Source organism: Pseudomonas sp. NPDC089406, assembly GCF_044900265.1.
GTDB classification, from domain to species: domain Bacteria; phylum Pseudomonadota; class Gammaproteobacteria; order Pseudomonadales; family Pseudomonadaceae; genus Aquipseudomonas; species Aquipseudomonas fakonensis.
Map to the genome: position 1 here is coordinate 23,250 of NZ_JBJDNC010000004.1, position 13,079 is coordinate 36,328.

The window sequence follows — 13,079 nt, forward strand, 5'->3', positions numbered from 1 at the left end:
GGAATGCGATCTCCTGTAGGAGCGGCCTTGTGTCGCGAAAGGGCTGCGCAGCGGCCCCAGGGCTTTAACTGACCAGCGCTGTCCCTTCATCCTCCTCAAACCCCCGCGAAGCCCTCCCCACCAACAGCGCATCCGGCGCATGGGCCACGCTGTGGTCCTTGCCCGGGTAGTCCAGCGAATGCAAAAAGTGCCGGATGCAGTTGATCCGCGCACGCTTTTTGTCGTCGGACTTGATCACCGTCCACGGCGCATCGGCGGTGTCGGTGTGGAAGAACATGGCTTCCTTGGCCCCGGTGTAGTCGTCCCACTTGTCCAGCGACTTGATGTCGATGGGCGACAGCTTCCAGTGCTTGAGCGGGTCGTCGCGGCGCGAGATGAACCGGCGCAACTGTTCTTCGCGGTTCACCGAGAACCAGAACTTGAACAGCAGGATGCCGCTGTTGCACAGCATGCGTTCCAGCTCCGGGGCCTGGCGCATGAACTCCAGGTACTGGTGTGGCGTGCAGAAGTCCATCACCCGCTCGACGCCGGCGCGGTTGTACCAGGAGCGGTCGAAGAACACCATTTCACCGGCGGTGGGCAGGTGCTGCACGTAGCGCTGGAAGTACCACTGGCCCTTTTCCTGTTCGGAGGGCTTCTCCAGGGCGACGATACGTGCGCCGCGCGGGTTCAGGTGCTCCATGAAGCGCTTGATGGTGCCACCCTTGCCGGCCGCATCGCGGCCCTCGAACAGGATGACGATGCGCTGGCCGGTTTCCTTCACCCAGTTCTGTACTTTCAACAGCTCGATCTGCAGGGCGTGCTTGGCTTTTTCGTAGTCCTGGCGGCGCATGCGGGTGCGGTAGGGGTAGCTGGCCGGCAGGCGTGCCGAGGTGCTGTCCTCGCTTGAGCCCTTGCGCGCGGTGGCTACCTGCAGGGCGGCCGGCTGCTGGCTGACCTGGGTGATGGTTTGCGGTTTGGCAGCAGGCTTGCGCGGGCGGCGGGTGCGGGTGGCGGGCTGGGCGCTGGCCGGTGTGGCTTCGGCGGGTGAGGGAAGCAGCAAGGTGGCGTCGTCGCTCATGGCGGTCCTTTTGATCGAATCGGGTGTCCACCGGTCATCCTAGGGGGAAGGGGGTGGTGGCTTTTTGATGTCGATCAAATGGGGGCGGGCTTCACTAAAGTGACTCATGGTTTGAAACAGATGTGAATTGCTGTAGTGTGAACTGCAGTTTACATTTTATCCATGCACACACTAATTCAGACTGACAGGTACATGAGGTGGTTTGCGGCCCTGAGGGATGCTCGAGCGCAAGCGCGCATCAATGTGCGGCTGCGTCGTGTCGAACTCGGGACGTTGGGAGACTGCAAGCCGGTGGGGGAAGGGGTGTTCGAACTACGGATCGACTACGGTCCCGGTTACAGGGTGTACTGCGTTCAGAGGGGGCATGAAGTGATTATCTTGTTGGCCGGCGGTGATAAATCCAGCCAGGCCAGGGATATCAAGTCAGCTCTCGACCTGGCGCGCAATGTTTAGGAGGTGGCGATGACAGACGTCAAACTGAGCAGATGGGATGCAGCAGACCATCTGAAAACTGAACAGGACATGGCTCTCTATCTGGAAGCCTGCCTTGAAGAAAACGACCCGGCCCTGCTGGCTGCCGCCTTGGGCGACATCGCCCGCGCCCGTGGGATGGCACAACTGGCGCGCGATACCGGCCTTACCCGCGAAGGGCTGTACAAGGCGTTGTCCGCTGACGGTAACCCTAGCCTGGCGACCATCATGAAGGTGATGGCGGCGCTCGGGGTGCGCTTGCATGCCGAGGTTGTGCCGCCTCGGGCAGCAGGGTAGGGGGAGGGTGCAGTACTTTGCTGCGCCTGGCTCTGAATTGCAGACAACAAAAAACCCGCACTAGGCGGGTTTTTTGTGTCGCTTCGGGTAACTTTGCAACCACCAGAAGCTTGAAGGTGGTGCCCAGAGACGGAGTCGAACCGCCGACACTGGACGCTAACCTGTAACCCCATATATTACGGGCCTTTCAGGCTCGCCGTAGGAACAAAGTGTACCAGTCCTGTGTACCAGCCACCAGGTTAGGGGCGCTGAGGCTGTGACCCAAGCGGGCGCTTATGCTGGGCTCACCAAATGGCGAGAAGCGGACACTCTCTAACCCATTCAGCCATAGACACGCTGCCAACGACTTCGTAACCTCGGAGACCCCACTGTTTCCGGTGCTAGGGCTAATGAAGACCGTATCCATCTACTCTGTAGGCAGCTGCGACGCCACCACACGTCTCGGCACGGCGGAGTCGCTGCTTGAATACAACGGCAAGACCAAATACCTACACCAACAACTGCACGATACGACCGCGAACCGCTGCATTATTGAGGGCCTAATCGCAGGTGTAGGCCAACTCAAGGAACCCTGTTCTGTAACGCTTATTACGGCAACCAAGATCGGTGTGAGAAAATCAGGTCGAGCCAAGGGCGTCAACGCAGATCTTGTGGGTAGGCTCATCAAAGACTTACAAGAGCGAGAGTGCGCGTTTAGCTTTGAGGTCTGGGAGGGGCGCGGCGATGAGCTCCGCTTTAAGGTCGTGGCTGGTCGGAGTGGTCGGGTCATATATTTCACCCCCTCGGCCCCTGTACCGCACCGTGAGGCCTAACCAATCCATCGAGAAGGTGCGCCCCAGCAACTGTGAAGCGTGGGCAAGCGCTTGCAATTGCCCAGCGCCGGCCAAGTGCAGCTACTTTGGGGCAAAAAATCTGTCTGGCCTTTTAATGTAAGGCGTTCCTTGTGTTCCCCCCCCCTTGGGGGCCTGCTGGCCTACCCTTGCATGCCAACTAGTCTTGCCCTACAGGGGCGGGGCTACTGCGTTAGGCATGGCCCTCACCCTACAGTCTCTATCTGGGGCACCCCTCAGGGAGAACGTAGAAAAGTCTCTATTTGGGGTTTCTTTTTAACGTAGAATCCTGAATTCTCCAGTGGTCTTAGACCCCATATGGAGATTCCGCTGTGGCCACCTACCTCTACGCAAGGGTATCCACCGACGACCAGGACCCCGAAGCCCAGGCTGCGTTCCTCGCTGCCAAGTACCCCGACGGCCTCATTGTGGAGGAACGCTTCACAGGAACGACCACTGACCGCCCGAAGTTCGGCAGGCTGTTGGCCGACCTGAAGGCGGGCGACCAGCTCATCGTCCGCGAGGTATCCAGACTGGGGCGGAACAGCCTGGAGGTGCTGGCCCTGGCACAGGACCTTAAGAACCGGAACATCCAGCTGACCATCGACAACCTGGGCATGGATATCACCACTCCCATGGGGGAAATGGTCTTCACCATCATGGCGGGAATGGCGAAGATGGAGCGCGAGCTGATGCTGGAGCGGCAGCGGATCGGCATCGAGAAGGCCAAGCAGGAAGGTAAGTACACCGGCCGCAAGGCCCTGGACCCGAAGGTCATTGCCCACGCCAAGGGGCTGATTGCCCAGGGCATGAGTAAGGCGGATGTGGCTGCGCAGCTCCGCATCGGGCAATCCACCCTGTACAAGTATCTAGCCCTGTAGGGAAGAAACGTCGAAGGCGTTGGGAAAGAGCTGAGAACTTTTTCGACCTTGCAGCTCAGCCGACCTAAACTCTCACGACCTGAGGACAGGATGGCGCTGATGAAAGGCACATTGCAGGATTGGGTGGAGGCGTGCGACCCGCTGATGGAGCAAGCCTTGGACGCCCTCCGCTGCTATCACGAAGCTAAGGCCGAGGGGCGGCCGGAGCCAGATGTGGAGAGGCTGAAGGCGGCCGCTGAGGGACTATTCCAGGAGGTCAACGACTTGATGCAAATGGCTTTTCACAGCCCGTCCGGCCCCCTCCACTAGTAAGGCACCCAAGGCAATACGCAGTAACTCATAGACACCATGGGCACCTTACATCTTCGGCTCACATGGCTTCGACCTGTCCAACCCCACCGGGAAGCTGATGCTCACCTTGCTGGCCGGCGTAGCGGAGCGGGAGCGGGAGAACATCAGGGCACGGCATGGCAGGGATTAACAAGGCCAAGGCGGGCGGGCGCAAGCTGGGTGCCCCCAAGCGGCACGACGACTCCATTGCAGCTTGGAGGAAGGAGACCGGCTCCAGCATCGCCACCACCGCCGACCACTGGAAGGTGTCCTTGGCCACAGTGAAGCGGGCCTGCAAGACCGCTGGAGGTGGGAGCCACGCGGGCGCCTGAGCCTCTGGAAGCGGCAAGCGACATATTTGCAGCCAGTCTAAGGGATAACCTATCCAAACCCCGACCAACCGCCGGTCAAGCGAAGGCTGGAAAGCCCATGGTAATGCCCACCACGCTGAGCGCAGCTCAATGGGGCCATTCCTAGCATGGCCTTCCAGCGCTTGCATGTTTGCCTGCGGCGCCGGCCCCTCTCTCCCCCTATCTCCAAAGCGACCCATTCCCTGCTCGGACTTCCTAGCAGGGCGTTTGCGCTCGCTATCACCACGGACCTCAATCCCAATGACCACCACCACCAACCTGGTGCGGCTAAACCTGCACCTGCGCCCTGAACACCTCGACCGACTCACTACCCTGGCTTGTGCCCTAAGCAGGCGGAAGTGCCGCGATACACGCCTTGCTGAGGCCATGGAGCTGGCCCTAACCGCCGGGCTGTCCTGGGCGGATGACGACCTCCTGGACCTCACCAAGACCGACCGGGAGGAGCCCCAGTGGGTCGCCCTCGGTCCCATCGTGCGCAAGCGTTGAGGTAGGCCATGACGGAAAGACTTCGATCTATTCCCCTGGACGCTATCCAGACCGACCCCACACTGCAGAACCGGAATATCGGAATGCAGAAGTACAAGGAACACAGCGACGCGAAGCGGTACAAGGACCACATCAACCAGCTAACCCGGAGCATCAAGGCCGGGGGGCAGCAGGTGGCCATGAAGGTCGTCGCGGCACAGGAGGGCGGCTCCTATGAGCTGGCCTCGGACGCCGACCGCCCCCACCATGTCGCTACCCGATTTTGGCTGGTGGACGGACACCACCGCCTGGAGGCATTGAAGAAGGCCGGTATAGCGGAAGCACTGGTCGAGGTCCTGCCGGGACTCGGCCTTGCCGATGCCCAGGTCGCCGCACGGCTGGCGAACCAGCAAATCATCCAATCGCTATCTCCGCTGGAGCGCACAGAAAATGCCTGGGCGGCTTTCAATCTGGAGCGCGACACCTACCGCAAGATGCCGGTCAAAGAAGCTGCCGCCCTACTGATGGTCTCCGAAAACACCATCAAGCGCTTCCGCGACTTAGTCCGACAGGACGGAGTCAAAGCTGGGAGGGTTGACGCCGACGCCCCACGGGACAAGGTCGAAGAGCAACTCCAGGCTTACTGGCAGCGAAAGACCACCTGGAAGCCCTTTAGCGTCATCACCTGGACCCAGGTCAGGAAGCAGCGGCAGGAACCGAGCAACCGCACCAGCGGGGCTGCCCGGAAGCACATCATCAAGATGGCCATTGTTCAGGTTGGGCTTGGTGAGGACGGCAAATTTGAACCGAAGGACTTTGTCGAAGCGCTGGAGGAGCTAGCCCGGGAGGCGGGGCGGCCGGACGGCATTGCCTACCTGGAGAGGAAGTACAAACCGAAGGTGTACCAACCAACGACCACGGACGACTACGAAGCCATGGACGATGCCGTTGACCATAGCCAGCTAGGCCTGGAGGTAGCTCGTATGCGTGCGGAGGAAGAGGCCTCCAGACACCCTGGCGACTTCTAACGAGGGCTCCACATGAGGGGCTCTCAGAGCCCTCAATTGGCTGGAGGCCCTGCCGTTCCTGGCTCGGCGTTTTCAATCCTATCATTCGCATGGGGGGATTGCAGGACAGCTACGTGTCCGCCCCCCTGGCGTTTTCATGAGGCCGAGACCTGGAGACGAGGCTTGTGGGAAGGGGGAAGGCGCGGCAAGAACTGCGGGTTGAGTCAGTCACAACCGTCGATGCTGCATGTTCTATGGTGCTCTCCGAAGCATTAAGTTCTTCTTGATTTGGGTATCGTGTTTCTCTAGAGTAGATGATGTTCCCTGTAGAGAAACACAATTCCTTTTTGGCTTGAGTTGGAGATTCACCGATGACTGAAAAAAGCACTTCGTTTCACACTATCTGCCGGCTGCTTCTTAGGGAGCTGCGTGTCGAGAAAGGCGTCACTCAGGCGCATATCAGCCAGCTTCTCGGAAAGGCATCTACAAGCTCTTGGAGCAAAGTCGAAAATGGCGAGACACCGCTTACGCTCGAACACCTGCTGACTGTCTGTACTGCATGCCAGGTCTGGCCAGCGAACTTCTTCATGACAGCGCAGAACTACATGGCCTTGCTCACGCAGCATGGCTGGTTCGTTGCAGCATATGGCAGCCCGTTGAGTAAGGAAGATGACCAGTTGGGCGCTATCGCTGAGGACTACTACGCGGCAAGCGCATCGGCCACCGCGCAGGCTCCCAACATGGGCATGTACCAAGTGCTGCAGACGCCTTGGCCGTATGTGGGGCTCTACGTGCCGCTGAACGTCTTCCGCTGGGCTCTTGATGTTCAGTGGCGTGAGAGCCAAAGAAGCTTCTACCAAAACCTTCCAAAAATTCAGTAGTCACATCCCGACCTCTACCGGCGCGGGCACCGAAAGGAGGGGGCGGGGCAGGCGGAAGGGGCTGCTGCTCATGCGGCTGCCCTGGCTGTTAAGCTCTGTATGAGCAGTGATGGCTGGAGTTCTGCCTGGTCTCCAGCTATTTAGGGGGAGCTAGCGAGAAAAGCGGTTTGTCCGTTCCTGTTCCCATTGCTGTTATGCGGCGTGTCCCTTGGTCAGGCGCTGGTCGTCAGGAAGTGCCTTCCGGGGGCAATAACCCAGCTTCTCTGGCGATGCTCGGGAGTTTCTTCAGTTGCTCCAGAAGCTGGGGCAGCAGTGCCCGCTCGCCGTACTTGCGGCTGACGGCTCCATTGTCATGGCCGGTCAAGGCGTCGCGTAGCTCCTCTGGTACAGCTTGCTCCCTGCAAAAGGTGATGAAGGAGTGTCGGAAGCCGTGGAGCGGGCTTACCCTGATATCTAGGTGCGCTACCTTCTTCAGGTAATCCGACCAGCGCCTTCCGAAGTTGGCCCCGTAGTAGCGTGCTGTGTCCTGTTTCAGAAGTGGGAACAACTGTCCCTGCGCTGGGAGACCGGAGACGTAGCTCAGGAATCCAAGGGCAATGAGGTCGGGGTGGAGAGGGACCTTTCGGCGACTGCCAGCGGTTTTGACTGTGCGTTCGTCCGCCTCGGATGCCTCATCAAGTGTCGAGAGTAAGTCTAGGAACCAAACTCCATCATCACTTTGCTGCACTTCGGCGGCTTTCATCTGCGCCACCTCTTCTCGGCGCGCGCCGGTATAGCACAGCAGTAGCGGAAGCCAATACCAGGCCTCACCAAAGGATGCTCGGGGCGGTGTCCATGTGCGCGTGAATACTGGGCTTTTGAAAACCTGCACCAACTCCTGCCGGGTGAAGTGCTTACGGGCTAACGCTCGGCCCGACTTTTTAGCTGCTTTGGTTAGCTCGCTGGTCACTCCTGAGGCTGTCACGGCATTCTCGGTCAAGATCCCAAGTCGAACGGCATACGTGAGCACGGACGACAGCGCCATGAGCCGGTTCTTTACGGTCAGGTGACTGAGGGTGGGTAAGTCCTGGGCCTCGGCCTTCGCAATGAGCTGTGGAGCCGTAAGCGCCTTTCGCCCGATGCCGCCTGCTGGCATTTTTAGCAGGTCGGTAACGAACGAGTTCACTGTGGCGCGGGTAATGGATGAGGCGGGCAGGTCACCGTACAGCTCGATAAACACCTTCATGGTGCCGCTGTACTCACGGGCGCGCTTAACGACGTCCCGGCCACCGTTCCCCAATTTCAAGTGGTAGGCCTTCCAGTCCTCGAATAGCCGCGACAGCAACGGAGCGCTGGTGGGGCGCTCCTCAAAGCTAAGGGGCGCGAATGCCGGGGCCTGTAGCGGTGCTACGTGGTCGTGTTCGTACCTGCTGAGGGCAGTCTCCGATAGGCGCAGGAGCTGGGCCGCGAACGCCTCTTGAAGGTGGCGGTAAGTTGCTGAGTCCTGTGGTACGGGTGGATGGTTGTACCGGGCCAGTTCATCTGCAATGTCTGCTTGGATACGGCGCGTGACGGCAGGCTCGGCGAGGAAGGTGTTGACTGAAAGCCCGGCCCCATAAAATGACCCGAGCGTTTCAACATCGGTGCCGTGCTGTGCTAGCCAGTACGTGAAGTTGCCGGACTTCTCCATCTCGGCCAGCTCATGCCTCGCCCACCGCGCGGCCATTTGCACTGCGTCGTTTGCGGGTAGCTGAGGACCTTGGGCCAGCTGGGCGCGTGCTCGCTCGAAAAGCTGGTCAGACTTGACCCATTCGGCGGCGTGCCGTGTTTTGGCTTCTATCGGGACGCGGGTCTGGAGGCTGACTTTGTAAAAGTCGCCTTTGCCCAGGATAGGCTTGAGGTCATCAGGAATGCGGCGACGGATGTAGTAGATGCCGCTAGGGTGCTTCCAGGGTTGTGCCATGAACGCCACGCTTGTGTACCCGCCTTGTGTACCAGTGGGAGGCGGGATTACAGGTCTCCAGAAACAAAAAACCCCTGAGACCGTTAGGAATCAGGGGTTTCGGTATGGTGGTGCCCAGAGACGGAGTCGAACCGCCGACACGAGGATTTTCAATCCTCTGCTCTACCGACTGAGCTATCTGGGCGACGGGGTGAATTAAATAGATTTTCTGACGGGGCGTCAACGACTTTTTTTAAAAAATTTTAAATTAATTCCGTCGCTTACGATCCCCGGGCTCATTCCGAGGGTGGAACGTAGCCTTCGGCCTGGGCGTAATCCTCGCCGGCGAAGAACTTGTCCATCTCGGCCTGGATGAATTTGCGGTCCTCGGCATTCATCATGTTCAGGCGCTTCTCGTTGATCAGCATGGTCTGGTGGTCCTGCCACTCTTTCCAGGCTTTCTGCGAGATGTGCTCGAAGATGTCCTGGCCCTTGGCGCCGGGGTAGGGCGGGCGCTCCAGGCCTGGCAGTTCTTCGTTGTACTTGCGGCACTTCACGGTGCGGGTCATGGGGTTTCTCCTGCAATCAGTTCGTCGGCTGCGCGTTGCAGCAGCTTCTTGACCGGGGCAGCAAGGCCCAGGCGCGGCGGGGTGGCGAGGTTATACCAGAGCCAGTCGGCCTCGGCCACGTGCGCCCCGGCGGGCTCGACACGCACCAGCCACGGCTCGATCGCCAGCTGGAAGTGGCTGAAGGTGTGGGTAAGGCCCTGCAAAGCCTGGCTGCCGGCCAGGCGCAGGCCGTGCTGGTAAGCGAGGTCGTCGAGTTGTTCGAGGTTGTCCAGCTCGGGCAGGCTCCACAGCCCGCCCCACAGCCCGCTGGAGGGGCGGCGGTACAGCAGGATGGCGCCTTCGTGGTTGGTCAGCAGCGGCATCAGCGTCTTGCGCTGGGGCAGTGCCTTGCGCGGCTTGGGTTCGGGGTAGCGGGTCTCTTCGCCGTGCAGGTGCGCTTCGCAGCCACGTTGCAACGGGCAGATCAGGCAACTGGGCTTGCTGCGGGTGCACAGCGTGGCGCCCATGTCCATCATCGCCTGGGTGTAGTGGTTGGCCCGGGCCATGGGGGTGAAGCGCTCGGCGGTTGCCCACAGCTGGTTGGCCACCTTGGGCTCGCCGGGGTAGCCGGCCTGGGCGGTGTAGCGGGCCAGCACGCGCTTGACGTTGCCGTCCAGAATCGGCGCGCGGATACCCATGCTGATGCTGGCGATGGCCCCCGCTGTGGAGCGGCCGATGCCGGGCAGCTCGGTGAGCTGCTCGACGCTGCGCGGAAATTCGCCGCCATGCCGCTCGACGACGATCTTCGCGGCCTTTTGCAAATTGCGTGCGCGGGTGTAATAGCCCAGGCCCGTCCACAGGTGCAGCACTTCGTCTTCCGGCGCCTCGGCCAGGGCCTGCACGGTGGGCAGCGCCTGCATGAAGCGGTCGAAGTAATTGAGCACGGTGCTCACCTGGGTCTGCTGCAGCATGATTTCAGACACCCACACCCGGTACGGGGTGATGCCCTGTTGCCAGGGCAGGTCATGGCGGCCGTGCTGGTCGTACCACTCCAGCACCGCGCTGGAGAACTGCTGGGGGCTCATCGTTTGAACAGCCCCTTGAGCGCGTCTTTGAGTTCCGGGCTCACTTTGCCTCCGAGTTTCTCTTCGAGCTTTTCATCGATCTTGTCTTTCAGGCGGTTGCCGGCAAGCTTGGCTGCCACCTTGCCCAGGCCGTCCTGGTCCAGGCGGCAGGCCTTGGCGCCCAGCTCCAGCGGGCCGCGGCAGCGCAGCGGCACTTCAACGCCCACGTAGCGCTCGTTCACCTGGCAGGCCGGGTCGGGCATGGCGCGCTGGTCGCCTTCGACCACCACGCCGACGTTGTAGTCCATGCCCAGCACGCGCAGGTCGAGGTCGCCATTGCCGTTCACCGTCAGGCCCGGGATGCGTGCCTTGAGGTCGGGGTTGCTGGCAACGCCGTTGCGGATCACCAGGCTGCCGCGCAGCTCCTGGAACGGCGTGTCCTTGCCGCGTGGCTCGCCGCTGAGCTGCTTGCGGTTGAGGGTGGCGATGGCCTGGCACAGCTGCTGCTCAAGGTTGGCGTTGACCAGCACGCCGTCGTTGATGGCAAAGCTGGCGGTGCCGTTAAGGGTGTCGACCAGCGCCTTCTGGCTGTTGCCGGTGGCGGTCAGGTTGCTGTTAAGGGTCAGCAGGCCCTTCACCGGCGGCGCCTGGTCTGGGCTTTCGCGCTTGATGAAGTGCTCGACCGGCACGCGGTTGATCTTGGTGCTGACGCCGATCTGCGGCACGGCCGGGCGCACATCGACCGTGCCCTTGGCCTCGAAAGTGCCGTTGTACAGGCCGCCGCGCAGGGTTTGCAGGGTGAGCAGGCCAGCTTGGCCGGTGGCGTTGAGCTGGGCGTCGCTGATCGGCAGCTTGTCCAGGGTCAGCGCACCGAAGGTAAGCTCAGCCTGCAGGTCGAGGGCGCGCAAGCGGTCCATCGGCAGCAGCTTGTCGTTGCTCCAGGCCTGTTGCGTCGGGGCGTTGGGCAGCGGCGTGGTACCGGCGCCAGCCACGGCGGCAGACTCCTGCTGCTTGACCTCGGCCTGGCGCGCCGCGGTGGCGCCCTTGGCTTCTTCGCTTTTGGCCGGCAGGTAGCGGTCGGCGTTGAAGGTGTCGCCTTTGAGGCGCACGCGCAGGGCTTGCTTGGCGAAGTCTTCCACCGCGACACGGCCACTGAAGGTGCTGTCGTCCAGCTTCACCGCCAGGTCTTCCAGGGCCAGGCTGTTTTGCGTGCCTTCCAGGCGGGTGACCAGCTCGAGCTTGTTGAACGCGGCCGGGTCGGCGGTGGCCGGCAGCGGCTGGCCGATGCCGTCGAGGAAGGTGCGCAGGTCGAACTGGGCGATGGACAGCGCGCCGCTGAGCTGCGGGGCTTTGTCCAGGTCGCGCAGGTTCAGCTCGCCGAGGGCGCGCAGCTGGTTGGCCGAGACTTTCAGCCCGCTCCACGACGCCACGTTGGCGGCCAGGTCGACCAGCAACTGGCCCTGGGCGGCGAAGGTCAGGGTCTTGCCGGCCAGCGGCTCGCCCGAGGTTTCACCCGACAGGCGCAGGTCTTCAAGGTTGTAGCGCTTGAGCTTGCGGTCAAAGCGCAATTCGCCGGCAAGCTCGGTGCGGGCCTTGATGTTCGGCTGGCTGGCCGCCAGGAAGGCGCTGGCCTTGAGCGGAATGTTCACGCCTTCGTGCACGGCGCCGGTGCTCAGCTGGATGCTCTCGGCGCTGTAGGTCTGCCCGGCCTTTTCGTCGGTGTACAGGATTCGCGCGTTGTTCACGGTCAGGCTGTCGATATCGAGTTTGACCGCGCGTTCGCTGCTGCCTTCGGGCTTGCTGGCCGGTGCATCGGCGGGCGCGCTGGCGCCGCCGGCCGGGGCGCTGGCCACGTTGGTGTCGGGCAGCGGCTTGCCGATGTCTTCCCAGTTGCCGTGGCCGTTGGCGTCACGGGTGAGGGTGAGGTTCAGGCCCTCGACCCGCACGTCGCTCATCTGCACTTCGCGGCGCAGCAGCGGCAGCACGCGCACCGACAGGCCAAGCATCTGCAGGTCGGCGAACGGCACCTTGGGGTTGTTCAGCGTGGCGATGCTCGCCTCGTGCAGCTCCAGGCCCAGCCACGGGAACAGGCTCCAGCCGATGTCGCCGTTGAGGGTCAGTTCCACATGGGCCTTGTCGCGGGCCAGCTGGCGGATTTCGTCTTTGTAGTCGTTGGGATCGAAGAGGTGCGTCAGGGCGAAGCCCAGCGCCACGATGATCAGCAACAACCCGAGAAGCCCCAGCCCCAGGATTTTGCCGAACGCTTTCATGGGCGAGTCCTTGTAGTCCGATTTTGAAATTCAGCGGCGAGTATAGCGCCGTGCGGTATGGCTCTGCGTATCCGACGTTTCGACAGTTTGTGTGGGGGCAGTTCATTTATTCCCCCCCTGCGGGAGATCACCCAACCCTCCGGGCTGCGCTGTCGCGCAGAGAACTAGTCTCGCAGATGCACCGCTTCCCACCGGATTGCACAGAGCCTGAATCTGGCGCTGTACCTGTGGGAGCAACTGTCTTGTGCTGCCTGAGCCGGCCTCATCGCCGGCAAGCCGGCTCCTACAGGTACGGCACTGGCCTGAAGCTTATGCAATCCCTGTGGGAGCGGCTTTAGCCGCGAAGCAGGCGCCGCGCTAGATGGCACCGGCTTCGCCGGTGTTCGCGGCTGAAGCCGCTCCCACAGGATCTTTGTTAAATCAACGAGTTGTGATTTGTTCCATAGGAGCTGGCTTGCCGGCGATAGGGCCGGTGCAGGCCGCACACGGCCTTTGCTCCCAAGCGCAAAACCCCGCACCACAACACCTGGGTACAAGAATTTTTGACTCAGTTGTCGAAAAAATAGGGATATCAGATTGCCTTCATGTCATCTGCAGCTGTTAATCTTGCGCCGCTTTTGCAGCCAACCGCGACCCATTGTCGCGGTCTGGTGCCGATAACGGCCGGGCCGCCTTGCGTGCAG

Annotated in this window: 12 protein-coding genes, 1 tRNA gene and 1 pseudogene; 8 read left to right on the forward strand and 6 right to left on the reverse strand. The window is 61.5% G+C overall.

Annotated features, from left to right (window positions below; translation table 11 throughout):
- Nucleotides 1–64 precede the first annotated feature (64 nt).
- Nucleotides 65–1,060, reverse strand: a complete 996-nt coding sequence (gene ppk2 / locus ACI2KK_RS03910) for a polyphosphate kinase 2 (protein ID WP_404667946.1) — start codon at nt 1,058–1,060, stop codon at nt 65–67.
- A 162-nt stretch (nt 1,061–1,222) separates the two neighbouring features.
- Between ppk2 and ACI2KK_RS03915 the strand changes: the two genes are divergently transcribed.
- The 8 genes and pseudogenes from ACI2KK_RS03915 to ACI2KK_RS03950 all read left to right on the forward strand — a co-directional run bounded on the left by ACI2KK_RS03915 (nt 1,223) and on the right by ACI2KK_RS03950 (nt 6,593).
- Entirely contained in the window at nt 1,223–1,513 is a 291-nt protein-coding gene (locus tag ACI2KK_RS03915) for a type II toxin-antitoxin system RelE/ParE family toxin (protein WP_404667947.1), read from the forward strand.
- Between the two features lie 9 nt (nt 1,514–1,522).
- Nucleotides 1,523–1,828 (forward strand): addiction module antidote protein, encoded by a 306-nt coding sequence (locus ACI2KK_RS03920; protein WP_217886694.1) that lies wholly within the window; start codon nt 1,523–1,525, stop codon nt 1,826–1,828.
- A 1,162-nt stretch (nt 1,829–2,990) separates the two neighbouring features.
- Nucleotides 2,991–3,539, forward strand: coding sequence for a recombinase family protein (locus ACI2KK_RS03925; RefSeq protein WP_404667948.1), 549 nt, complete (start codon nt 2,991–2,993; stop codon nt 3,537–3,539).
- Between the two features lie 99 nt (nt 3,540–3,638).
- Nucleotides 3,639–3,848: a hypothetical protein gene (locus tag ACI2KK_RS03930; protein ID WP_404667949.1), complete on the forward strand. Its 210-nt coding sequence runs from the start codon at nt 3,639–3,641 to the stop codon at nt 3,846–3,848.
- Nucleotides 3,849–3,915: 67 nt separating this feature from the next.
- Nucleotides 3,916–4,201, forward strand: a pseudogene (locus tag ACI2KK_RS03935) (recombinase family protein); the annotation flags it as partial.
- Between the two features lie 279 nt (nt 4,202–4,480).
- On the forward strand, nt 4,481–4,726 hold the full coding sequence (locus ACI2KK_RS03940; RefSeq protein ID WP_404667950.1) for a hypothetical protein: 246 nt from the start codon (nt 4,481–4,483) through the stop codon (nt 4,724–4,726).
- An 83-nt stretch (nt 4,727–4,809) separates the two neighbouring features.
- Nucleotides 4,810–5,733 (forward strand): ParB/RepB/Spo0J family partition protein, encoded by a 924-nt coding sequence (locus ACI2KK_RS03945; protein ID WP_404667951.1) that lies wholly within the window; start codon nt 4,810–4,812, stop codon nt 5,731–5,733.
- Nucleotides 5,734–6,083: 350 nt separating this feature from the next.
- Nucleotides 6,084–6,593, forward strand: coding sequence for a helix-turn-helix domain-containing protein (locus ACI2KK_RS03950; protein WP_404667952.1), 510 nt, complete (start codon nt 6,084–6,086; stop codon nt 6,591–6,593).
- A 226-nt stretch (nt 6,594–6,819) separates the two neighbouring features.
- On the opposite strand, the gene ACI2KK_RS03955 is transcribed toward ACI2KK_RS03950, so the two are convergent.
- The 5 genes from ACI2KK_RS03955 to ACI2KK_RS03975 all read right to left on the reverse strand — a co-directional run bounded on the left by ACI2KK_RS03955 (nt 6,820) and on the right by ACI2KK_RS03975 (nt 12,396).
- Nucleotides 6,820–8,535, reverse strand: coding sequence for a DUF6538 domain-containing protein (locus ACI2KK_RS03955; RefSeq protein ID WP_404667953.1), 1,716 nt, complete (start codon nt 8,533–8,535; stop codon nt 6,820–6,822).
- Between the two features lie 108 nt (nt 8,536–8,643).
- Nucleotides 8,644–8,719, reverse strand: a tRNA-Phe gene (locus tag ACI2KK_RS03960).
- Between the two features lie 91 nt (nt 8,720–8,810).
- Entirely contained in the window at nt 8,811–9,083 is a 273-nt protein-coding gene (locus ACI2KK_RS03965) for an oxidative damage protection protein (protein ID WP_217841375.1), read from the reverse strand.
- Complete coding sequence (gene mutY, locus ACI2KK_RS03970; protein WP_404667954.1) at nt 9,080–10,147, reverse strand: A/G-specific adenine glycosylase; 1,068 nt, start codon at nt 10,145–10,147, stop codon at nt 9,080–9,082. Before mutY ends, ACI2KK_RS03965 begins: the two co-directional genes overlap by 4 nt.
- On the reverse strand, nt 10,144–12,396 hold the full coding sequence (locus tag ACI2KK_RS03975; protein ID WP_404667955.1) for an AsmA family protein: 2,253 nt from the start codon (nt 12,394–12,396) through the stop codon (nt 10,144–10,146). Before ACI2KK_RS03975 ends, mutY begins: the two co-directional genes overlap by 4 nt.
- Nucleotides 12,397–13,079 lie beyond the last annotated feature (683 nt).